The sequence below is a fragment of the Streptococcus sp. V919 genome (assembly GCF_054353475.1).
In genome coordinates this window covers 1,095,737-1,116,118 of record NZ_JBTHHY010000001.1, presented here as the reverse complement: position 1 = coordinate 1,116,118, position 20,382 = coordinate 1,095,737, and the positions used below count along the sequence as shown (strand labels likewise).

At 41.3% G+C, this 20,382-nt stretch carries 17 protein-coding genes; 14 read left to right on the top strand and 3 right to left on the bottom strand.

Annotated features, from left to right (window positions below; all coding sequences use genetic code 11):
- Positions 1-6: 6 nt before the first annotated feature.
- The 5 genes from scpB (at position 7) to ACXYSK_RS05740 (ending at position 3,030) form a co-directional block, all read left to right on the top strand.
- Positions 7-576 (top strand): SMC-Scp complex subunit ScpB, encoded by a 570-nt coding sequence (scpB, locus tag ACXYSK_RS05760; protein ID WP_458625364.1) that lies wholly within the window; start codon positions 7-9, stop codon positions 574-576.
- Positions 563-1,288: a pseudouridine synthase gene (locus ACXYSK_RS05755; RefSeq protein ID WP_458625363.1), complete on the top strand. Its 726-nt coding sequence runs from the start codon at positions 563-565 to the stop codon at positions 1,286-1,288. The genes scpB and ACXYSK_RS05755 overlap by 14 nt, the downstream gene beginning before the upstream one ends.
- Entirely contained in the window at positions 1,288-1,524 is a 237-nt protein-coding gene (gene yidD, locus ACXYSK_RS05750; protein WP_016466835.1) for a membrane protein insertion efficiency factor YidD, read from the top strand. The genes ACXYSK_RS05755 and yidD overlap by 1 nt, the downstream gene beginning before the upstream one ends.
- A gap of 120 nt (positions 1,525-1,644) precedes the next feature.
- A complete protein-coding gene (pepA, locus tag ACXYSK_RS05745; protein WP_458625362.1) occupies positions 1,645-2,709 on the top strand; it encodes a glutamyl aminopeptidase in 1,065 nt (354 codons plus the stop codon).
- A 24-nt stretch (positions 2,710-2,733) separates the two neighbouring features.
- Entirely contained in the window at positions 2,734-3,030 is a 297-nt protein-coding gene (locus ACXYSK_RS05740) for a bacteriocin immunity protein (protein WP_458625412.1), read from the top strand.
- A gap of 29 nt (positions 3,031-3,059) precedes the next feature.
- Here ACXYSK_RS05740 and ACXYSK_RS05735 read toward each other — a convergent pair whose 3' ends face one another.
- Positions 3,060-4,691: a Na/Pi cotransporter family protein gene (locus ACXYSK_RS05735; protein ID WP_458625361.1), complete on the bottom strand. Its 1,632-nt coding sequence runs from the start codon at positions 4,689-4,691 to the stop codon at positions 3,060-3,062.
- A 298-nt stretch (positions 4,692-4,989) separates the two neighbouring features.
- On the opposite strand from ACXYSK_RS05735, the gene ACXYSK_RS05730 reads away from it, so the two are divergent.
- The 7 genes from ACXYSK_RS05730 to ACXYSK_RS05700 all read left to right on the top strand — a co-directional run bounded on the left by ACXYSK_RS05730 (position 4,990) and on the right by ACXYSK_RS05700 (position 16,331).
- Positions 4,990-9,822 carry an endo-beta-N-acetylglucosaminidase gene (locus ACXYSK_RS05730; RefSeq protein WP_458625360.1) on the top strand — a complete coding sequence of 1,611 codons (4,833 nt, stop codon included), beginning with the start codon at positions 4,990-4,992 and terminating at the stop codon, positions 9,820-9,822.
- 228 nt (positions 9,823-10,050) lie between these two features.
- A complete protein-coding gene (locus ACXYSK_RS05725) occupies positions 10,051-11,250 on the top strand; it encodes a phosphoglycerate kinase (RefSeq protein ID WP_458625359.1) in 1,200 nt (399 codons plus the stop codon).
- A 140-nt stretch (positions 11,251-11,390) separates the two neighbouring features.
- Positions 11,391-12,335, top strand: a complete 945-nt coding sequence (gene folP, locus ACXYSK_RS05720) for a dihydropteroate synthase (protein WP_235083744.1) — start codon at positions 11,391-11,393, stop codon at positions 12,333-12,335.
- Between the two features lies 1 nt (position 12,336).
- Positions 12,337-13,635 carry a bifunctional folylpolyglutamate synthase/dihydrofolate synthase gene (locus ACXYSK_RS05715; RefSeq protein WP_458625358.1) on the top strand — a complete coding sequence of 433 codons (1,299 nt, stop codon included), beginning with the start codon at positions 12,337-12,339 and terminating at the stop codon, positions 13,633-13,635.
- 3 nt (positions 13,636-13,638) lie between these two features.
- Entirely contained in the window at positions 13,639-14,193 is a 555-nt protein-coding gene (folE, locus tag ACXYSK_RS05710; RefSeq protein ID WP_045614600.1) for a GTP cyclohydrolase I FolE, read from the top strand.
- Between the two features lie 40 nt (positions 14,194-14,233).
- On the top strand, positions 14,234-15,055 hold the full coding sequence (gene folK, locus ACXYSK_RS05705) for a 2-amino-4-hydroxy-6-hydroxymethyldihydropteridine diphosphokinase (protein ID WP_458625357.1): 822 nt from the start codon (positions 14,234-14,236) through the stop codon (positions 15,053-15,055).
- Positions 15,048-16,331: a DUF308 domain-containing protein gene (locus ACXYSK_RS05700; protein WP_458625356.1), complete on the top strand. Its 1,284-nt coding sequence runs from the start codon at positions 15,048-15,050 to the stop codon at positions 16,329-16,331. The genes folK and ACXYSK_RS05700 overlap by 8 nt, the downstream gene beginning before the upstream one ends.
- A gap of 34 nt (positions 16,332-16,365) precedes the next feature.
- Here ACXYSK_RS05700 and ACXYSK_RS05695 read toward each other — a convergent pair whose 3' ends face one another.
- Positions 16,366-16,683, bottom strand: coding sequence for a DUF960 domain-containing protein (locus tag ACXYSK_RS05695; protein WP_006150179.1), 318 nt, complete (start codon positions 16,681-16,683; stop codon positions 16,366-16,368).
- Positions 16,684-16,888: 205 nt separating this feature from the next.
- On the opposite strand from ACXYSK_RS05695, the gene ccpA reads away from it, so the two are divergent.
- Entirely contained in the window at positions 16,889-17,896 is a 1,008-nt protein-coding gene (gene ccpA, locus ACXYSK_RS05690; RefSeq protein WP_458625355.1) for a catabolite control protein A, read from the top strand.
- A gap of 40 nt (positions 17,897-17,936) precedes the next feature.
- Here the strand turns inward: ccpA and ACXYSK_RS05685 are convergent, their stop codons facing one another.
- Entirely contained in the window at positions 17,937-18,899 is a 963-nt protein-coding gene (locus ACXYSK_RS05685; RefSeq protein ID WP_254726580.1) for an asparaginase, read from the bottom strand.
- A gap of 65 nt (positions 18,900-18,964) precedes the next feature.
- Here ACXYSK_RS05685 and ACXYSK_RS05680 point away from each other — a divergent pair, with 65 nt between their 5' ends.
- Positions 18,965-20,356 (top strand): Cof-type HAD-IIB family hydrolase, encoded by a 1,392-nt coding sequence (locus ACXYSK_RS05680; RefSeq protein WP_458625354.1) that lies wholly within the window; start codon positions 18,965-18,967, stop codon positions 20,354-20,356.
- The last annotated feature ends 26 nt before the right edge of the window (positions 20,357-20,382 follow it).

The window sequence follows — 20,382 nt, the reverse complement described above, 5'->3', positions numbered from 1 at the left end:
GGAAATATGAGTACTTTAGCAGAAATAGAAGCACTCCTGTTTGTAGCGGGGGAGGATGGCATTAGAGTCCGCCAGCTGGCTGAGGTCCTATCGCTTCCACCGACGGGGATTCAGCAAAGCTTAGAAAAGTTAGCCCACAAGTATGAAAAAGACCAGGATTCCAGTTTAGCACTGATTGAGACCGGTGGTGCCTACAGATTGGTGACCAAGCCACAATTTGCAGCGATTTTAAAAGAATACTCTAAGGCGCCAATCAACCAAAGTCTATCTCGTGCCGCCCTTGAAACCTTGTCCATCATTGCTTACAAGCAACCCATCACACGGATCGAAATTGATGCTATTCGGGGGGTTAATTCAAGTGGAGCGCTAGCTAAGTTACAGGCCTTTGAGTTGATACGAGAAGACGGGAAAAAGGAAGTTCTCGGACGCCCTAATCTTTATGTAACGACGGATTATTTCCTGAATTATATGGGGATTAATCACTTGGAAGAGTTGCCCGTGATTGATGAGCTTGATATTCAAGTACAAGAAAGCCAATTATTTGGTGAAAGGATAGAAGAAGATGAGAATCAATAAATATATTGCCCACGCAGGAGTGGCCAGTAGGAGAAAAGCAGAAGAGTTGATCAAGCAAGGCTTGGTGACGGTTAACGGTCAAGTCGTACGTGAACTTGCAACGACCATCAAGTCAGGCGACAAGGTCGAAGTTGAAGGTCAACCAATCTATAACGAAGAAAAAGTCTACTATCTGCTTAACAAACCGCGCGGTGTGATTTCTAGCGTGACAGATGACAAGGGCCGCAAGACAGTTGTCGATCTTTTGCCCAATGTGAAAGAGCGCATCTATCCTGTGGGGCGCTTGGACTGGGATACGTCTGGAGTCTTGATTTTGACCAACGATGGTGACTTTACAGATGAGATGATTCATCCTCGTAATGAGATTGATAAGGTTTATGTTGCGCGTGTGAAAGGAATTGCCAACAAAGAAAATCTCCGTCCCTTGACTCGAGGAGTAGAAATTGATGGCAAGAAAACCAAGCCAGCTGTTTACGAAATTCTCAAAGTAGATCCGGTTAAAAACCGCTCAGTTGTTCAATTGACGATCCATGAAGGGCGTAATCACCAGGTTAAAAAGATGTTTGAAGCTGTTGGTCTCCAAGTGGATAAACTCTCTCGTACTCGTTTTGGACATCTAGACTTAACGGGCCTTCGTCCAGGTGAATCACGTCGTCTTAATAAAAAAGAAATCAGCCAATTACACACCATGGCTGTAAACAATAATAAATAATGAAAAAAATTTTAATTGCGCCAGTGCGCTTTTACCAACGATTTATCTCGCCTGCTTTCCCGCCATCTTGCCGCTTTGAACCGACTTGTTCGAACTACATGATTCAAGCTATCGAAAAGCATGGTGCCAAGGGAGTTCTGATGGGCTTAGCACGGATTTTACGGTGCCATCCTTGGTCCGAAGAGGGTAAAGATCCAGTGCCGGATGTTTTCTCATTAAAAAGAAATTCAAAATAAAAGAATCACATTTGTGATTCTTTTTTGTTGCAGGAAATAAGTTAGATGGTAAAATGTTGATTTCTACTACCTTTCTCCTATAAAAAGTGGTAAAATGGTTGAAAGAAAGAAGGGACTAAAATGACAACATTATTTTCTAAAATCAAAGAAGTAACAGAACTTTCTGCTATCTCAGGTCATGAAGCACCTGTACGTGCTTATCTTCGTGAAAAATTAACACCACACGTGGATGAAGTGGTGACTGATGGCTTGGGGGGTATTTTTGGGGTTAAGCACTCAGAAGCAGCCAATGCACCTCGTGTTTTAGTAGCCTCTCACATGGATGAAGTTGGTTTCATGGTTAGTGAAATCAAAGCAGACGGGACCTTCCGAGTAGTCAGCATTGGTGGTTGGAACCCTATGGTTGTTAGTAGCCAGCGTTTCAAACTCTTTACACGCGAAGGACGTGAAATCCCAGTAATTTCAGGTTCAGTTCCTCCACATTTGACTCGTGGCACAGGTGGACCAACTATGCCAGCTATTTCAGATATCGTTTTTGACGGTGGTTTTGCGGATAAAGCAGAAGCTGAAAGTTTCGGTATCCGTCCAGGAGATACAATTGTTCCAGATAGTAGTGCTATCCTAACTGCTAATGAAAAAAATATCATCTCAAAAGCATGGGATAACCGTTATGGTGTTCTCATGGTAAGCGAGCTAGCAGAAGCCTTGTCAGGTCAAAAACTAGGAAATGAACTTTACCTTGGTGCTAACGTCCAAGAAGAAGTTGGACTTCGTGGTGCCCATGCCTCTACAACAAAATTTGATCCAGAAGTATTCCTTGCTGTGGACTGTTCACCAGCAGGTGATGTCTATGGTGGACAAGGCAAGATTGGTGATGGAACCTTGATTCGTTTCTACGATCCAGGTCACTTGCTTCTCCCAGGTATGAAGGACTTCCTTTTGACAACTGCTGAAGAAGCTGGCATCAAATACCAATACTATTGTGGAAAAGGTGGTACAGATGCAGGAGCAGCTCATCTGAAAAATGCTGGTGTTCCATCTACAACAATCGGTGTCTGCGCTCGTTATATCCACTCTCACCAAACCCTTTATGCAATGGATGACTTCCTTGAAGCTCAAGCTTTCCTACAAGCCTTGGTTAAAAAATTAGATCGCTCTACAGTAGACTTGATTAAAAATTATTAAACTGAAAAGATGAAAGTGATGGGTATGGAAGAACCAAACCTAGAAATCTTGATACGAGAACTTTATAACAATGCCCGCCAAACATTGAGTGAAGACTTAGTGGCTGCACTCCTAGAAACTGCTAAGCAGTTGCTCAGCACCAATGAGCGATTGCTAGCAGTCCGACTTTCAGGGTTAGTCACTCTTGAACTACTCAAGAATCCTAGAACACCTGCGCCAGAGTTAGTCAATCTGGCCCGCTATATCAAAAAGGAAGAAGCTAGGTACAAGGGTGCAGCTACCTCTTCCTTTATGATTGGAGAGTTATTTAAAATGCTTTGATTCGAAAGAATCAAAGCATTTTTTTTATCTTAGATTTGTTCAGCCAAAACTTTTTCAGCAAGGTTCATAGCGTGGTCTGACACACGAGTGTAGTGTGAAATGATGTCGATAAAGTTGACACCTGCTTGGGTAGAACATTCGCCGTTATTAAGACGTTTGATGTGGGTCTTACGAAGAACACGTTCCATCTTGTTAATAGCTTCATGACGTTCGATAAGAGACTCGGCCATCTCGAGGTCGTTATTCTCTACACTTTCGAGAGCATCTTTAACGAATTCACTTGTTTGACGGTAAATATCTTCCAACTCTTCTAGGGCTGAGTTAGAGAATTGAACGTTCTTACGTTGTATGTAGTCATTAAGATTAATTAATGCTTCTGCGTGGTCTCCGATACGTTCCAAGTCACGAGAAGAGTCAAGGATATTTGTTAAGACTTCACTCTCTTTTTGACTCAAAGCTTCACTAGAAAGAGTAATGAGGTAGCGCGTTAATTTCTCATCGATAGTATTGATAGCTTCTTCAGTCTTGTGTCCTTTTTCAGCTACTTTTTCGTTAGAATTGATGATGTAGTCGTAAGAAAGGTCAAATGCTTTAACAGCATAGTTTCCAAGGTGGAGAAGTTCTTTCTTGGCATTTCCTAGGGCGATAGAAGGAGCTTGTTGGATTAGTTGTTCATCCAGATAAAGAGGTTCGTATTTAACAACTTCATCTTCACCAGGGATTAGCTTGGTAACAAAGTAGGCTAGGGCACCGATGAATGGGAATTGTACAATGGTATTACTTACGTTGAAGGCACCATGTGAGAAAGCGATAGTCATCTCTGGTGAGAGGTGAAGTAAAGCTTGGAAGTACTCAATCATCGAAGTGAATGGGCCCAACAAGATTAAGCAGAGGATAGTTCCCAAAACGTTAAAGGTAACGTGCGTTGCTGCAACCCGTTTAGCAGAAACGTTTGCTCCGGCTGCTGCGATAATAACCGTTAAGGTTGTACCGATATTATCCCCGAATAGGACAGGTAGTGAACCTTTGAGGTCGAGGAAGCCTCCGGCGTAGAGACCTTGTAGGATCCCGATGGTTGCAGAAGATGCCTGAATCAGTACGGTAATGACAGCACCAGCCACAACTCCCAAGATAGGATTTTGACCCAAGGTAACCATGTATTCCTTGAACTGAGGTAAGTCTTTAAGAGGACTCATACCAGCACTAATGAGGTTGAGGGCATAGAAGATACCACCAACACCAAAAAGAATACGTCCAATATTGTTTACAGTACGATTTTTTGTAAAGAATAAGAACATGGTTCCAAGGAAAATCAAGGGTAGGGCATATTCACCAAGTTTGAAACCGATGATAAATGACGTTACGGTCGTACCAATATTGGCTCCCATGATAATCCCGATAGCCTGTCTAAGAGTTAAGAGACTAGCACTAACAAGTCCAACTGTAATGACTGTTACACCTGTACTCGACTGAATCAGAGCAGTGACGACAATCCCCACTAAAACCCCTAAGAAAGGATTACTTGTGTACTTATCAATGTAATAACGAAGGCGATCTCCAGCAGCTTGTTGCAAACCGTCTCCCATGGTCTTGATACTATACAAAAATAGTCCCAGACCACCTAAAAAGTGAAAAATAATTTCCTGCCAATTAATGGACATTTCCTTTTTCCTCCGAAAAATAATCACGGAATTTCTCCCATTCTATTTTAAAGGATTAATAGCAATCTAACAAGTAGTAAATGAAGTTTTTTAAGAAAAATGCTAGTAAAAGTAAAAAAATGCTTCTGATTGTCTAATTTATATCATTTATTCACTCCTTTATAGATATTTATGGGCAAGTGTTGACTCTTCCTTTAAATAACGTAAAATAAAAATGAACAGTTCTGCTATTTTAAGAGCAGTTACTTTTTTAAAACAAAAATAAAGCGCTTACTTTTTGAAGTAAAAGGAGGAAAAGATGAAGAATCCATTTTTTGAGCAACGTTGTCGCTATAGTATTCGAAAATTATCAGTGGGTGCCTGCTCTTTGATGATTGGCTCGGTTTTGTTTGCTAACCAAGCTCTAGCAGAAGAAGTTGCTCTTCCAGCAAATGAAACAACGACGACTACCGTAGCTACAGAGCAACCGTCAAATAATACGACTGAACAACCAGCAACTGCTACAACAGAACAACCAACTACAACTTCACCTGAGGTATTAAAGCAGTTGGAGGAGACAGAAAACAAGGTTAGTGAACAACCTATTTCAGAAGAAAAACCAACCTTGGACCAATTGACTACAGCTGATAAGGAAGCAACTAGCCCAGTTACTGAAACTCCTAAGGTTGAAGAAGCACCTGCAACTACAGAAAATAAGCCAGAAGAAAAAGCTACTGTTTCTGATGTTCCTAAGAAAGAAGAAAAAAGTCTTCGACCAAAAGAAATTAAGTTTGACACCTGGGAAGATTTGTTAAAATGGGAACCAGGTGCCCGCGAAGACGATGCTATTAACCGCTCTTCAGTAGAACTAGCCAAGCGCTATCGTGGACATGTTGTCAATGAAAAAGCTAATAAGGATGCCAAGGTTGAGGCTCTTGCTAATACCAACTCTAAGGCTAAAGATCATGCTTCTGTAGGTGGTGAAGAGTTTAAAGCCTACGCTTTTGACTACTGGCAATACTTGAATTCCATGGTCTTCTGGGAAGGCCTCGTTCCAACTCCAGATGTGATTGATGCTGGTCACCGTAATGGTGTTCCTGTGTTGGGAACTCTTTTCTTTAACTGGTCTAATAGTATTGCAGACCAAGAAAAATTTGCTGCAGCTCTTCAACAAGATGAGGATGGAACTTTCCCTATCGCTCGTAAGTTAGTTGATTTGGCTAAATATTATGGATTTGATGGCTACTTTATCAACCAAGAAACAACAGGAGATATCGTAACGCCTCTTGGTAAGAAAATGCGTGACTTCATGCTCTATACCAAGGAATATGCAGCTCAAGTCAACCATCCTGTCAAGTATTCTTGGTACGATGCCATGACTTATGAATATGGCCGTTACCATGAGGATGGACTTGGTGAGTACAACTATCAATTCATGGAAAAAGAAGGCGATAAAGTACCTGCAGATCACTTCTTTGCAAACTTTAACTGGACTAAAGAGAAAAATGATTACTCTGTAACAATGGCGCAATGGCTAGGACGCAGTCAGTATGATGTTTTTGCAGGTTTGGAATTGCAACAAGGTGGTTCTTACAAGACAAAAGTAAAATGGGATGCCCTTTTTGATGAAAATGGCAAACTTCGCTTGTCACTTGGACTCTTTGCACCTGATACTATCACGAGTCTTGGTAAGACTGGAGAAGACTATCACAAGAATGAAAATATCTTCTTCACGGGCTACCAAGGAGATCCAACTGGACAAAAACCAGAAGATCAGGACTGGTACGGAATTGCCAACCTTGTAGCTGACCGTACACCAGCAGTAGGCCGTACCTTTACAACATCCTTTAACACAGGACATGGTAAAAAATGGTTTGTAGACGGTAAAGTCTCTAAGGATTCTGAATGGAACTATCGTTCTGTATCAGGTATTTTGCCTACATGGCGCTGGTGGCAAACTTCATCAGGGGCTAAACTTCAAGCTGATTATGACTTTGAAGATGCCTACAATGGAGGGAATTCACTCAAATTTGTGGGTGATTTAGCTGAAAATACCAACCAAGACGTTCGTCTCTACTCTACAAAACTGGAAGTAACAGATAAAACAAAACTTCGTGTTGCCCATAAGGGTGGTAAGGGAAGTAAGGTTTATGTAGAGTTTGCGACTCAGAAAAATTATACCTATGGTGGAGAGAATGCCCGTAAAGAGCTTACTCTAACTGATGATTGGACAAAAGACGAATTTGACTTGAGTGAATTGGCTGGGCAAAAGATTTATGGAATCAAACTCACCTTTGAAAATACTGCAACTGTCAGGGATTACCAATTCAATCTAGGAGAGTTGACTGTTACAGATAATCAAGAGGCTCCTCAAGCACCAACAACTCTAACAGTAGCTAAGCAATCTCTTAAAAACGCACAAGAGGCAGAAGCCATTGTTCAATTTAAGGGCAATAAAGATGCTGACTTCTATGAAGTCTATGAAAAGGATGGCGATACTTGGCGTCTATTGACAGGATCATCAGCTACTACTATCTACCTACCAAAAGTTAGCCGTTCAGCTAGTGCAACTGGAACTAGCCAAGAGTTGAAGGTTGTTGCAGTTGGTAAGAACGGACTTCGCTCTGAAGCAGCAACCACAAACTTTGACTGGGGAATGACTGTTCAAGATACAAGTCTTCCAAGACCTCTAGCAGAAAACATCGTTCCAGGAGCGACTGTTATTGGAAGTACCTTCCCAGACACAGAAGGCGGCGAAGGTATCGAAGGGATGTTGAATGGAACTATCACTAGCTTATCTGACAAATGGTCTTCTGCTCAGTTGAGTGGTAGCGTAGATATCCGTTTGACACAACCACGCCGTGTCGTTAGATGGGTCATGGACCATGCCGGTGCTGGTGGAGAATCTGTCAACGATGGTTTGATGAATACCAAAGACTTCGACCTCTACTATAAGGATGAAGCAGGAGAATGGAAACTAGCTAAAGCAGTTCGTGGCAATAAAGCCCATGTTTCAGATATTACTCTTGATAGTCCAATTACGGCCCAAGACTGGCGTTTGAATGTTATCACATCTGACAATGGAACACCATGGAAAGCTATCCGTATCTACAACTGGAAGATGTATGAAACTCTTGATACGGAGAGTCAAAACATTCCGATGGCTAAAGTCGCAGCGCGTGTCTTAACAGACAATAAGATTCAGCTTGGGTTCTCAGAAGTTCCTGCTGGAGCTACCATCACAGTCTATGACAAGCCAGATTCAAAAACTCCAATCGCTACCTTGAATACAGTAGTTGGAGGGGATTTGGCGACAGATTCATTAAACTTTGAAAAACGTCCTAGCCTTCTATACTATCGTACACAATTACCAGACAAAGAAATCAGTAATATTCTTGCTGTAACAATTCCTCAGGATGATAGAAAGATTAAGTCTGTCAGTCTAGAAACAGCACCTAAAAAGACAACTTACCAAGATGGCGAGGAATTGAATCTCAAAGGTGGTCTGCTACGTGTCAAATACGAAGGTGAAGAAGCGGATGAAGTTATCAATCTTACACATGCAGGTGTAGTTGTTAAGGGCTATGATACTCATCACCATGGTGAACAAGAGTTGAAAGTGACCTATCTTGGTCTTCCAGTTGCAGGAAGCTTCAAGGTTCAAATGACTGGTGAAGAAGCTGGTCCAAAAGAAGTCGCAGCCCTGTATATTAGCAAACAACCGAAAATTGACTACTTTGTAGGTGATGCTCTGGACTTATCAGAAGGACGCTTTAAGGCTTTGTATGACGATGAAACTGAGACAGAACATAGCTTTACAGACCAAGGAGTCGAAATTACAGGCTATGATTCTCAAAAAACAGGCCGTCAAAAACTTCAATTGCATTATCAAGGTCAAACAGTCGACTTTGATGTCCTAGTTTCACCTAAGGCAGCCATTAACGATGAATATCTGAAACAAGAAATCACATCTGCTCAAGGACGTAAAGGAACGACAGCTTATACATTTGCGGATGCTGAAAAACAAGCAGCTCTCGTTGAGAAGATTGAAGCAGCAAAAGCTATCCTAGAAAACCACGACGCTAGTCAAGAAGCAGTCAACCAAGCCTTGAACGACTTGAAACAAGCAGGTTCTGACTTGAATGGTGTACAGTTTTATCAAACAGCTAAGGAAGAGCTTGAAATTCTCCTAGGAAAAGTTCGTGAAAAAAATGCAGACGATCCAATCATCGCCCAAGCAGAAACTCTTATTGGCTCAACAAATCCAAGTCCAGAAGCTTTTGCAGACATGAAAGAAAAGCTAAATAAGAAACTAGCTCCTGCAGAAGAAAGCCATCATGTAGGTAGCTTAGAAGATGAAACTGCTCCAACAGTTGAAGCTTTACCTGAGTTAGTGATTGAGACAGAAACTCAAGCCTTCGAGCGTCAAGAGCGTTCGTCAGGAGACCTCTTATTGGGTGAACGACGCATTGTTCAGACTGGAGTTGAAGGGCAAATCCGTCACTTTATTGAAGTGGATGCCAAAGGTAACCGTACTCTTCTTCAAACAGAAGTTGTCAAGGAAGCTGTAGCAGAAATTACTGAAGTTGGTAAGAAGGTAGAAAGTCGTGTTCAGCCAGTAGAGGGAGTCAAAGATTTGACCATTACCAATCCTGCATTAGTGATTGAGGAAGAAAAAGTTGCGTACGGACATGAAGAACGAATAAATCCTAGCCTTCAGGCAGGTGAGCGACGTTTAGTTCAATCAGGAGTTGAAGGACTTCGTAGAAATCTTGTAGAAGTTGACGCAGAAGGAAACCGCAGTCTTAAGGGGACAGAAGTAGTTAAAGAAACCGTAACTGAGATTGTTGAGATTGGGCCAAAAGTAGCTAAAGTTCCAAGAACCCAACCAGTTGTGTCTACTCCACAGACTCAGGACACTAAACAGGAAACTATAAAAACAGAACCAAAGACTGAAACATCCGTTGCACCTGCTCCAGTAGCACAAATAGCTAAGCAGAAACCAGCAAAAGCAGAAGCACAAGTTGAAAAACCTGAAGGAAAACAACTGCCAAGTACAAGTGAAGGAGTAGATGCAAATCTTATTGCTCTTGGATTGGTAGGAGTTTTGGGTGGTTTTGGGCTTCTCACTCAAAAGAAAAAAGAAGATTAAGCTAGATAGTGTATCTAACATGTACTTCATACAGTAAAAAGATTTGACTTTTAAGGGTCAAATCTTTTTTTGTATAGAGGAAAGCTGTAGAGTATTCAGTTATGGCTTCAAGAGAAATCCTAATTTACTATCAAGAAATGGTTGAGGGCAAAAGTTTAAGGTTTTTCTATCTCTTTTACTGATTTTGTGATATAATTAACACATAAAAAAAATAAGGAGTCTTTTCAAATGGCAAAATTGACTGTTAAAGATGTTGAGTTGAAAGGGAAAAAAGTTCTCGTTCGTGTTGACTTCAACGTACCTGTAAAAGATGGCGTGATTACTAACGACAACCGTATCACTGCAGCTCTTCCAACTATCAAGTACATCCTTGAACAAGGTGGACGTGCAATCCTCTTCTCTCACCTTGGACGTGTAAAAGAAGAAGCAGATAAAGAAGGTAAATCACTTGCTCCTGTAGCTGCTGACTTGGCTGCTAAATTGGGTCAAGAAGTGAAATTTATCCCAGGTGTTACACGTGGTGCTGAATTGGAAGCAGCTGTTAACGCTCTTGAAGATGGACAAGTTCTCTTGGTTGAAAACACTCGTTTCGAAGATGTTGATGGCAAGAAAGAATCTAAAAACGATCCTGAACTTGGTAAATACTGGGCATCACTTGGAGATGGTATCTTCGTAAACGATGCATTTGGTACTGCTCACCGTGCACACGCATCTAACGTTGGTATCTCAGCAAACGTTGAAAAAGCTGTTGCTGGTTTCCTTCTTGAAAACGAAATTGCTTACATCAAAGAAGCAGTTGAAGCTCCAGAACGTCCATTCGTAGCTATCCTTGGTGGATCTAAAGTATCTGACAAGATCGGTGTTATCGAAAACTTGCTTGAAAAAGCTGATAAAGTTCTTATCGGTGGTGGGATGACTTACACATTCTACAAAGCACAAGGTATCGAAATCGGTAACTCACTTGTAGAAGAAGATAAATTGGATGTGGCTAAAGCTCTTCTTGAAAAATCAAATGGCAAATTGATCTTGCCAGTTGACTCAAAAGAAGCGAACGCATTTGCTGACTACACTGAAGTGAAAGACACTGAAGGTGAAGCAGTTGATCCAGGATTCCTTGGTCTTGATATCGGTCCTAAATCAATCGCTAAATTCGACCAAGAATTGACTGGTGCGAAAACAGTTGTATGGAACGGACCTATGGGTGTATTTGAAAACCCTGACTTCCAAGCTGGTACAATCGGTGTGATGGACGCTATCGTGAAACAACCAGGCGTTAAATCAATCATCGGTGGTGGTGACTCAGCTGCTGCTGCGATCAACCTTGGTCGTGCAGACAAGTTCTCATGGATCTCTACTGGTGGTGGAGCTTCAATGGAACTTCTTGAAGGTAAAGTTCTTCCAGGACTTGCAGCTTTAACTGAAAAATAAGAATATAAAAAAGGAGAACTCGGCTTCTCCTTTTTTTGCGCTCTTTTAAAGTTTGAGAGTCCCGAGGGATAATTGGACAGAATCCAAAAAAAACAGTAAAATAGAGGAATACCAATCTAAATGAAATTTGAGTGATAATCGTGGAAAAAAGAGAGAATCTTACTAAAACAGCTATTTGCGGTATTATCAATGTCACCCCAGATTCTTTTTCTGATGGGGGCCAATTTTATGCTATTGAAGAAGCCTTAAAGCAGGCTCGAAAATTGATAGCTGAAGGTGCCACTATTTTAGATATCGGTGGGGAATCTACTCGACCTGGAAGTAGCTATGTTGAGATTGAAGAGGAAATCCAACGTGTGGTTCCAGTCATTCAGGCTATCCGTCAAGAAAGTGATGTTCTGATTTCGATCGACACTTGGAAGAGTCAGGTTGCAGAAGCGGCTCTAAAGGCTGGGGCCCATATAGTCAATGACATTACAGGTCTTATGGGGGATGAGAAGATGGCAGAAGTGGTTGCCAAAGCAGGAGCTCAGGTGGTCATCATGTTTAATCCAGTCATGGTACGTCCTCAGCACCCTAGTTCACTTATCTTCCCTCATTTTGGATTTGGAGAGCCTTTTACAAAAGAAGACTTGGCTGAATTTGAACAACTGCCAGTAGAAGAATTGATGACAGCTTTCTTTGGCCGTGCACTTGCAAGAGCGAAGGAAGCTGGTATTGCAAAAGAAAACATCATGCTGGATCCAGGTATCGGATTTGGCTTGACCAAAAAGGAAAATCTCATCCTTCTACGTGACCTTGATAAATTGCACGAGATGGGTTATCCTATCTTTCTAGGAGTCTCTCGCAAGCGCTTTGTCATCAATATTCTGGAAGAAAATGGCTTTGAAGTCAATCCAGATACAGAAGTAGGTTTCCGAAATCGTGATATTGCTTCGGCTCATGTAACCAGTATTGCTGCCAGACAAGGTGTGGAAGTGGTGCGTGTACATGATGTAGCCAGTCACAAGATGGCAGTCGAAATTGCGTCTGCTGTCCGCCTAGCAGATGATGCGGAAAATTTAGATTTGAAACAATATAAGTAAGATGAATAAAAACGAAACGAATCAGTGGATAGCAAACTATCGGACAGATCAACCGCATTTCGGCTTGGAGAGGATGGTGGAATTGTTAGCCTTACGTGGTAATCCCCATCTTAAGCTCAAGGTTATCCACATCGGTGGAACCAATGGTAAGGGATCTACCATAGCTTTTTTGAAAAATATGTTGGAAAAGATGGGACTAAGAGTTGGTGTCTTTAGCTCTCCCTATCTGATTCATTATACGGATCAGATAGCCATTAATGGGGAGTCAATCCCAGAAGCTAAACTAGAAGTCTTAATGTCGGAATATCGCTCACTACTTGAAGGGGAGTACGCTCCTGCCTTGCAGGGAACGACAGAATTCGAGATTATCACTGCTATAGCCTATGATTACTTTGCCTCAGAGCAGGTCGATGTGGCGATTATGGAAGTTGGTATGGGTGGACTTTTGGATAGTACCAATGTCTGTCAGCCTATTTTAACAGGTATCACAACCATTGGACTGGATCATGTAGCTTTACTTGGTGATACTTTGGAAGCCATCGCAGAGCAGAAAGCAGGCATTATCAAGCCAGGAGTTATTCTTGTAACGGGGAACATTGTCCCAGAAGCTTTGGCGGTTATTGACCAAATTGCGGAAGCAAAACAGGCTCCTGGCCTGTTCTATGGGGATGCCTATCAGGTTAGCCATCATGAAAGTATTGTCACTGGAGAGGTATTTGACTATACAAGTTCTGTTAGACAAGGTCGCTTTCAAACAGGTCTGCTTGGTTTGCACCAGATAGATAATGCCGGAATGGCACTAACTTTGTTGGATGCCTATTGTCAAGAGACTGGGCGAGAATTGCCAGAAAATGATTTAGTGGCTCAAGCTTTAGAGGAAACAAGCTGGCCTGGACGTTTAGAAGTTGTTTCTAGAAAACCCTTGATGATTTTAGATGGGGCCCACAACCCCCATGCCATCAAGGCTTTATTGGAAACTTTGGATGAACGATTTGCTGACTATCACAAGGAAATCCTCTTTACTTGTATTAAAACCAAGGCTTTAGAGGATATGTTAGATTTATTAGAGAACTTACCGGATACTAATCTTACACTAACACATTTTGATGATGGTCGAGCAACGGATGAAGAAGTGCTAAAGAAAGTAGCTTATTCTAGAAATCTTAGCTACCAGAGTTGGCAGGCATTTCTAGACCAAAATATGATAGATGACGAAGAGAAAAAAACAGTTAGGATAGTCACGGGCTCCTTGTATTTCTTGAGCCAGGTGAGAGCCTATCTAATGGAGAGGAAAAACTAGAGAATGGATACACAAAAGATTGAGACAGCTGTAAAAATGATTATCGAAGCGGTCGGCGAAGATGTCAACCGCGAAGGCTTACAGGAAACTCCTGCTCGGGTAGCTCGCATGTATCAAGAGATTTTTTCAGGACTTGGTCAAACTGCAGAGGAACACTTGTCAAAATCTTTTGAGATTATTGATGATAATATGGTAGTGGAAAAGGATATCTTTTTCCATACCATGTGTGAACATCACTTTTTGCCATTTTATGGAAAAGCTCATATCGCCTACATCCCGGATGGTCGTGTAGCAGGTTTGTCGAAGCTTGCACGTACAGTTGAAGTTTATGCAAAAAAGCCACAGATTCAAGAACGCTTGAATATCGAAGTAGCTGACGCCTTGATGGACTATCTTGGTGCCAAAGGTGCTTTCGTTGTTATTGAAGCAGAGCATATGTGTATGAGTATGCGAGGTGTTCGAAAACCAGGGACTGCTACCTTAACCACTGTAGCTCGTGGAGTCTTTGAAACGGATAAAGACCTCCGAGATCAAGCATACCGTTTGATGGGACTATAAGAAATCTGTTTTAAGTAGATTTTTCTAGAAAGGACTAGTTATGGATCAATTGCGCATTAAGGATCTGGAAGTTTTTGCCTTTCATGGACTCTTCCCTAGTGAGAAGGAATTAGGGCAAAAGTTTGTCATTTCAGCTAGCTTATCCTATGATATGACCAAGGCTGCGACGGAGTTGGACTTGGAGTCTTCTATCCATTATGGGGAACTTTGTCAGCATTGGACGACTTGGTTCCAGGAAACCACTGAAGACCTGATTGAAACAGTAGCCTACAAACTAGTAGAGCGCACTTTTGAGACCTACCCTATCGTTCAAGAAATTGAGCTAGAACTTAAAAAACCATGGGCACCTGTCCATTTACCACTAGATACCTGTTCAGTAACCATCCATCGTCGTAAACAACGAGCTTTTATCGCACTAGGAAGTAATATGGGTGATAAGACAGCTAATCTTGAGCAAGCGATTGACAAAATGCGAGCTCGTGGCATCCATATTCTCAAGGAGTCTAGCGTAATTACGACTGAACCTTGGGGCGGGGTAGAGCAAGATAACTTCGCCAATCAAGTCATTGAAGTGGAAACCTGGTTGCCAGCTCCAATCTTGTTAGAAACCTTGTTGGCGATTGAGTCAGAAATGGGACGAGTTAGAGAGGTACATTGGGGACCACGCTTGATTGACTTGGATTTGCTATTTGTAGAGGATCAAGTGATCTATACTGACGACCTCATCTTGCCACATCCCTATATTCCCGAGCGTCTCTTTGTCCTAGAATCCCTTCAAGAAATAGCTCCGTATTTTATTCATCCAGTGCTAGGACAACCGATTCGTCACTTGTATCGTCAATTGGAGAAAGAAAATGTTTAAGTTTTCCGAAACTTATAGTAAATGGAGAAGTCTAGGGGAAGGTGCAGTAGCCATAACCCTAGGCCTTCTCTTGATTTGTTTTGGGCAGCTGGTACCGATGTTAGGTTACCAGCTATTAATGGGTTATTTTTCTTTGTCTGCCGTTTGGCAACTATTGACGCGATGGTTTCAGGAAAAGTCTCGCAGAGAAAATATTTTTGTAACTCTAGCCAAACTCTTTCTTGCAGTCATTCTATTTGACTCTGTCATCTTGCAGGGGATTGCCCTCTATGTCTTGGTTATTTCTATTGGTAGTTATCAATTGTTTACAGGTCTGATTAGCCTGATTACCTGGTTGATTTATCGGAAGAATCATATTCGCCCAAGGGTCAATTACTTATTCGATGCTTTGTGGATGATGGGATTTGGTCTCTATAGTATCTCCCCTTTTCATGATGCAACAAATTTTGAGTTGCTCCTGCTTGGTTTTTACTTAATCATGTTGGGAGCGAGTAGTGTCAGGGATGGATTCTTTTTTGAAAAAGGGAGAAGTAATCCAAAGCTCAAGCGCAGAATGAGAATGACACTGCCTATATTTGTGACGGCTTTAATTCCTATTAGTACCTTACGAAGATGGAATGAAACCTTAGCTACCCATCAGACGGAAGAAAACGAAGTGCATTTGGAGAGAAAAAATGAAAAATCTGTTGACTTAGAAATTTTCATCCATACTTCAGAATCATCCTTCTTCTTGGCCATGGGCCATGTAGATATTTGCTACCAAGGTCAGGTTATTTCCTACGGTTCTTATGACCCTCACTCAGAGCGCTTGTTTGGGGCAATCGGTGACGGAGTATTATTTAAGGCTAATCGTGAAAAATATATTGAACTTTGTAAGAGAGAAAGCCAGAAAACCCTATTCGCCTATGGTTTAAGCCTGTCTGAACAACAGAAAAAAGCCATCGAAGAACGATTGAGAGAGATAGAAATCCTCTTGATACCTTGGGAGCCAAGTTCACAACTGCTGAAAAGAAGGGAAGGAGAGGTCAAACATACCTACTCTTATCAATTGAAACATGAAGCAGATGCCAGTCTCTATAAGTTTAAATCGTCTAAATACAAAACCTATTTTGTCCTTAGTACCAACTGTGTTCTGTTAGCAGATTCTATCGTTGGAGAAGCTGGGACAGATATCCTGAGCCCGCACGGGTTTATCGTTCCTGGAACCTATCAGGATTATCTGGATTTAGAATTTAAAAAAACAAGTGGGATCGTGGTCAGTCGATCTGTTTATTAATAAAAATAAAACTCTAGTCAGGAGACTAGAGTTTTTAAAATAGGTCATTTTCTTCAGGGAGGAGAATGGTTTCCTTTCCATCTATATCCATTACAAGTACTTTGGGTGGATACAAAGGATCAAAACGATGATTGAAATCAAAGTCAATCGTTGTAGGCAGATGTTTACTAGAAAAGCGGAAGGTGATAGAGCCTTCGTTATTTAATAGTCGAAATTCCAATTCATCTTCTAATTCAAAAACATGCTTTAAAAAATGATCGATAATATACCAGATTGAGTCGATAACATCATCTGGGAGATTAGTTACTACACCAAAACTGGCACAACGTCGATGCGAATCCGTGAAAGCCATCGATGCCTCCTACTTCATTTTTTAATAATCATACTGCAAACATCTCTAAAAATCAAGAAAAGTAAACTGATTTCAGAAAATATGATTTACTGTAAAATTTTTTCAAAGAAAGTTTATATATCCCTTGAAAATGCTTACAATAAATGGTAAACTAGAGGTAGTGTAAACATGAAAACAAAATTTTCAACATTAGAAAGGAAACGGTATGAACACAGATGATACAGTAACAATTTATGACGTTGCCCGAGAAGCAGGAGTTTCAATGGCAACTGTCAGTCGTGTAGTTAATGGCAACAAAAATGTCAAAGAGAACACTCGTAAGAAAGTTCTAGAGGTTATTGATCGCCTTGACTATCGTCCCAATGCAGTTGCTCGTGGTTTGGCAAGCAAACGTACAACAACCGTTGGTGTTGTCATTCCAGATATCACAAACATTTATTTTGCGGCTCTGGCAAAAGGAATTGATGACATTGCAGAGATGTACAAGTACAACATCGTTCTCGCTAATAGCGATGAAGATGATGAAAAAGAAGTAGCCGTAGTAAACACACTTTTTTCAAAACAAGTTGATGGTGTTATCTTTATGGGCTACCATTTGACAGAGAAGATTCGTTCAGAGTTTTCACGCTCACGTACTCCTGTCGTTCTTGCGGGAACAGTGGATGTTGAACACCAACTTCCAAGTGTTAACATTGACTATAAGAATGCTACTGCAGATGCTGTTCGTCATTTGTTGAAACGTAATAAAAAGATTGCTTTTGTGAGCGGTCCCTTGGTAGATGATATCAATGGTAAAGTTCGCTTGGTTGGATACAAGGAAGCTTTGAAAGAAGCTGGAGTCAACTATAGCGAAGGTCTTGTATTTGAATCAAAATATCGCTATGACGATGGTTATGCCTTGGCTGAACGCTTAGTTTCTTCTAAAGCAACAGCAGCTATTGTGACTGGTGATGAATTGGCGGCAGGTCTCTTGAACGGTTTGGCTGACCATGGAGTTTCAGTACCAGAAGACTTTGAAATCATTACGAGTGATGATTCTCAAATCGCTCGCTTTACTCGACCAAACCTGACCACTATCGCACAACCCTTGTATGACCTTGGTGCGATTAGTATGCGTATGTTGACGAAGATTATGCATAAAGAAGAGTTGGAGGAACGTGAAGTCATTCTACCTCATGGTTTGACAGAGCGTAAATCAACACGTAAAGACTAAAAACAAATCCCAAGAAATCACTGATTTCATGGGTTTTTTCTTATCCTTCCATATATGCTCGGAGTTGGTCGCCCTTTAGTCCTGCATTAATTGCAATAAGGAGTTTAAGACGTGCTTTTTGAGCATTTAATTCTTTTACAAAATAAACACCATCTTTTTGAAGGCAAATACCCCCGCCTTCATAGGCATAAACAGGTTCTGCAATCCCATTGAAACAACGAGAAACAAGTGCAATAGGAAGACCAGTTTGGCAGAGAGATTTCAGTTTTTGGGCAGTTTCTTTAGGAACATTCCCAGCTCCAAAAGCCTGGATAATCAGTCCATCTAGCTGATCGACAGGAAGTAGATCGAGAAGCTCCTCAGTCATACCTGCATAAACAGGTACGATAGGAACCAATCCCTGAATGTGATCAAGGTCAAAACGAACACGAGGTTCTGCAGTCTTGAAGTAAAGAATTTCATGCTTCATAATGAGTCCAAGTGGACCGTGAGTCGGTGTTTGAAAGGTACTAACATTTGTAGTATGCGTTTTAGTGACATACTTCGCAGCGTGAATTTCATCATTCATAACGACTAGAACACCCTTATCTGCAGCCTTGTCATCACTAGCCACACGTAAGGCGCTAAGATAATTATAGACGCCATCACTTCCTAGTTCATTGGAAGATCTCATAGCCCCTGTCAAAACGATAGGTATATGAGGGATCTCCATGGTGTCTAGAAAATAGGCTGTCTCTTCTAGAGTATCTGTCCCATGTGTGATGACAATCCCATCGTATGCAGCTGCCTCTTGTTTTATCTTTTTGTAAAGAGCTAACATATGCTTGGGTTTGATATGTGGACTTGGTAGATTGAAAAAATCCAATGAATGGACTTCAACGCCTTCGAGTGGATTAGAGATATGATTCATAGGGTTGTCAGCACTAGTTCTTACAGCTCCAGCTTCATCTGCCTGCATGGAAATAGTACCACCAGTATGTAAAACAAGGATTTTCTTAGTCATGATTCACTCACTTTTTCTGAAATGTGGTATAATCATTGTATCATAAAAGAAAGGAATGAGATAGGATGGAAGTCAAAGCAGTTTTTTTTGATATCGATGGAACGCTTGTAAATGACCGTAAGAGTGTTTTGAAGTCCACTAAAGAAGCTATCAAGATTGTGAAAGAGCAAGGAGTGCTTGTTGGAGTAGCAACAGGGCGAGGACCTTTTTTTGTTAAGGATTTGATGGACGACTTAAACCTGGATTTTGCAGTGACCTACAATGGCCAATATATCTTTAACAAAGACCGTGTTCTTTTTGCTAGCCCTATTGATAAGAGAAGTCTCAGACAAATCATCTCTTATGCTAAGGAAAATCGAAAAGAGATTGCCATGGGAACGAGACAAGATGTTGTCGGTTCTCGAATAATGTCCTTTGGTCTCAGTCCTCTTTCGCAGCTAGTTAGTCGTTTTGTACCAAAATTCTTGACTCGTACTGTTAGTCATTCCTTTAATCGTATGATCAGCAAGGCCCTTCCACAGAAGGAAGAGGATTTGCTGGACCTGATCAACCAACCGGTCTACCAGGTGCTCATGTTGATGACTCCTGAGGAGACAGATCATGCTGCGGAACAATTAAACCATCTCAAGTTTACCAGAAGTAATCCTTTTGCAGCTGATATTATCAATCAGGGAAATTCCAAGTTAGAAGGAATTCGCCGTGTCGGAAAAGAGTATGGCTTTGATCTCAATCAAGTCATGGCTTTTGGTGACTCAGATAATGACTTAGAAATGTTGGCGGGCGTTGGGATGTCTGTTGCCATGGGAAATGGTAGTAGCAGTGTGAAAGAAGTTGCCAAGCATATCACTGCCAGCAACCAAAATGATGGGATTCACAAGGCTTTAGAATATTTTGGAGTCTTGGCTTCTGAAAAAGTCTTTGTCAGTCGCGACTATCATTTCAATAAAGTCAAAACCTTCCATCACATGATGGATGATCGAACTCAAGAAGAACCTATAGCTTGGGATTTAGAAGGGGCGACCCACCGTGCTGGCTTTAAGATTGAAGAGTTAGTTGAATTTGTCCGCGCTGCAAGCAATTCTGAAGAGGAATTCCAACAAGCCGTACAAGATTTACATCAAGCACTCGATAAAGCAGCCGAAAAAGTAAGCAAGTCAACACCAGCTGAGAAAAGCCTCGTTGGTCAAGTAGATGCTTTGATTGATATGCTCTACTTTACTTATGGCAGTTTTGTTTTAATGGGGGTAGACCCAGAGAGAATCTTTGAGATTGTCCATCAAGCGAATATGGGTAAAATCTTCCCAGATGGCAAGGCTCATTTTGATCCTGTGACGCACAAAATTTTGAAACCAGACAACTGGAAAGAAAAATACGCCCCAGAACCTGCTATCAAAAAGGAGATAGAGCGCCAAATAAAGGCTTATGAACGTCATAAGGAAAGAGAAAATAAAAAATAAAAAGGAGCGCATTCGCTCCTTTTTTT

Excerpts from the sequence above, each read along its gene's own strand:
- scpB (WP_458625364.1), top strand. The coding sequence starts at position 7 with ATGAGTACTTTAGCAGAAATAGAAGCACTCCTGTTTGTAGCGGGGGAG.
- ACXYSK_RS05755 (WP_458625363.1), top strand. The coding sequence starts at position 563 with ATGAGAATCAATAAATATATTGCCCACGCAGGAGTGGCCAGTAGGAGA.
- yidD (WP_016466835.1), top strand. The coding sequence starts at position 1,288 with ATGAAAAAAATTTTAATTGCGCCAGTGCGCTTTTACCAACGATTTATC.
- pepA (WP_458625362.1), top strand. The coding sequence starts at position 1,645 with ATGACAACATTATTTTCTAAAATCAAAGAAGTAACAGAACTTTCTGCT.
- ACXYSK_RS05740 (WP_458625412.1), top strand. The coding sequence starts at position 2,734 with ATGGAAGAACCAAACCTAGAAATCTTGATACGAGAACTTTATAACAAT.
- ACXYSK_RS05735 (WP_458625361.1), bottom strand. The coding sequence starts at position 4,691 with ATGTCCATTAATTGGCAGGAAATTATTTTTCACTTTTTAGGTGGTCTG.
- ACXYSK_RS05730 (WP_458625360.1), top strand. The coding sequence starts at position 4,990 with ATGAAGAATCCATTTTTTGAGCAACGTTGTCGCTATAGTATTCGAAAA.
- ACXYSK_RS05725 (WP_458625359.1), top strand. The coding sequence starts at position 10,051 with ATGGCAAAATTGACTGTTAAAGATGTTGAGTTGAAAGGGAAAAAAGTT.
- ACXYSK_RS05715 (WP_458625358.1), top strand. The coding sequence starts at position 12,337 with ATGAATAAAAACGAAACGAATCAGTGGATAGCAAACTATCGGACAGAT.
- folE (WP_045614600.1), top strand. The coding sequence starts at position 13,639 with ATGGATACACAAAAGATTGAGACAGCTGTAAAAATGATTATCGAAGCG.
- folK (WP_458625357.1), top strand. The coding sequence starts at position 14,234 with ATGGATCAATTGCGCATTAAGGATCTGGAAGTTTTTGCCTTTCATGGA.
- ACXYSK_RS05700 (WP_458625356.1), top strand. The coding sequence starts at position 15,048 with ATGTTTAAGTTTTCCGAAACTTATAGTAAATGGAGAAGTCTAGGGGAA.
- ACXYSK_RS05695 (WP_006150179.1), bottom strand. The coding sequence starts at position 16,683 with ATGGCTTTCACGGATTCGCATCGACGTTGTGCCAGTTTTGGTGTAGTA.
- ccpA (WP_458625355.1), top strand. The coding sequence starts at position 16,889 with ATGAACACAGATGATACAGTAACAATTTATGACGTTGCCCGAGAAGCA.
- ACXYSK_RS05685 (WP_254726580.1), bottom strand. The coding sequence starts at position 18,899 with ATGACTAAGAAAATCCTTGTTTTACATACTGGTGGTACTATTTCCATG.
- ACXYSK_RS05680 (WP_458625354.1), top strand. The coding sequence starts at position 18,965 with ATGGAAGTCAAAGCAGTTTTTTTTGATATCGATGGAACGCTTGTAAAT.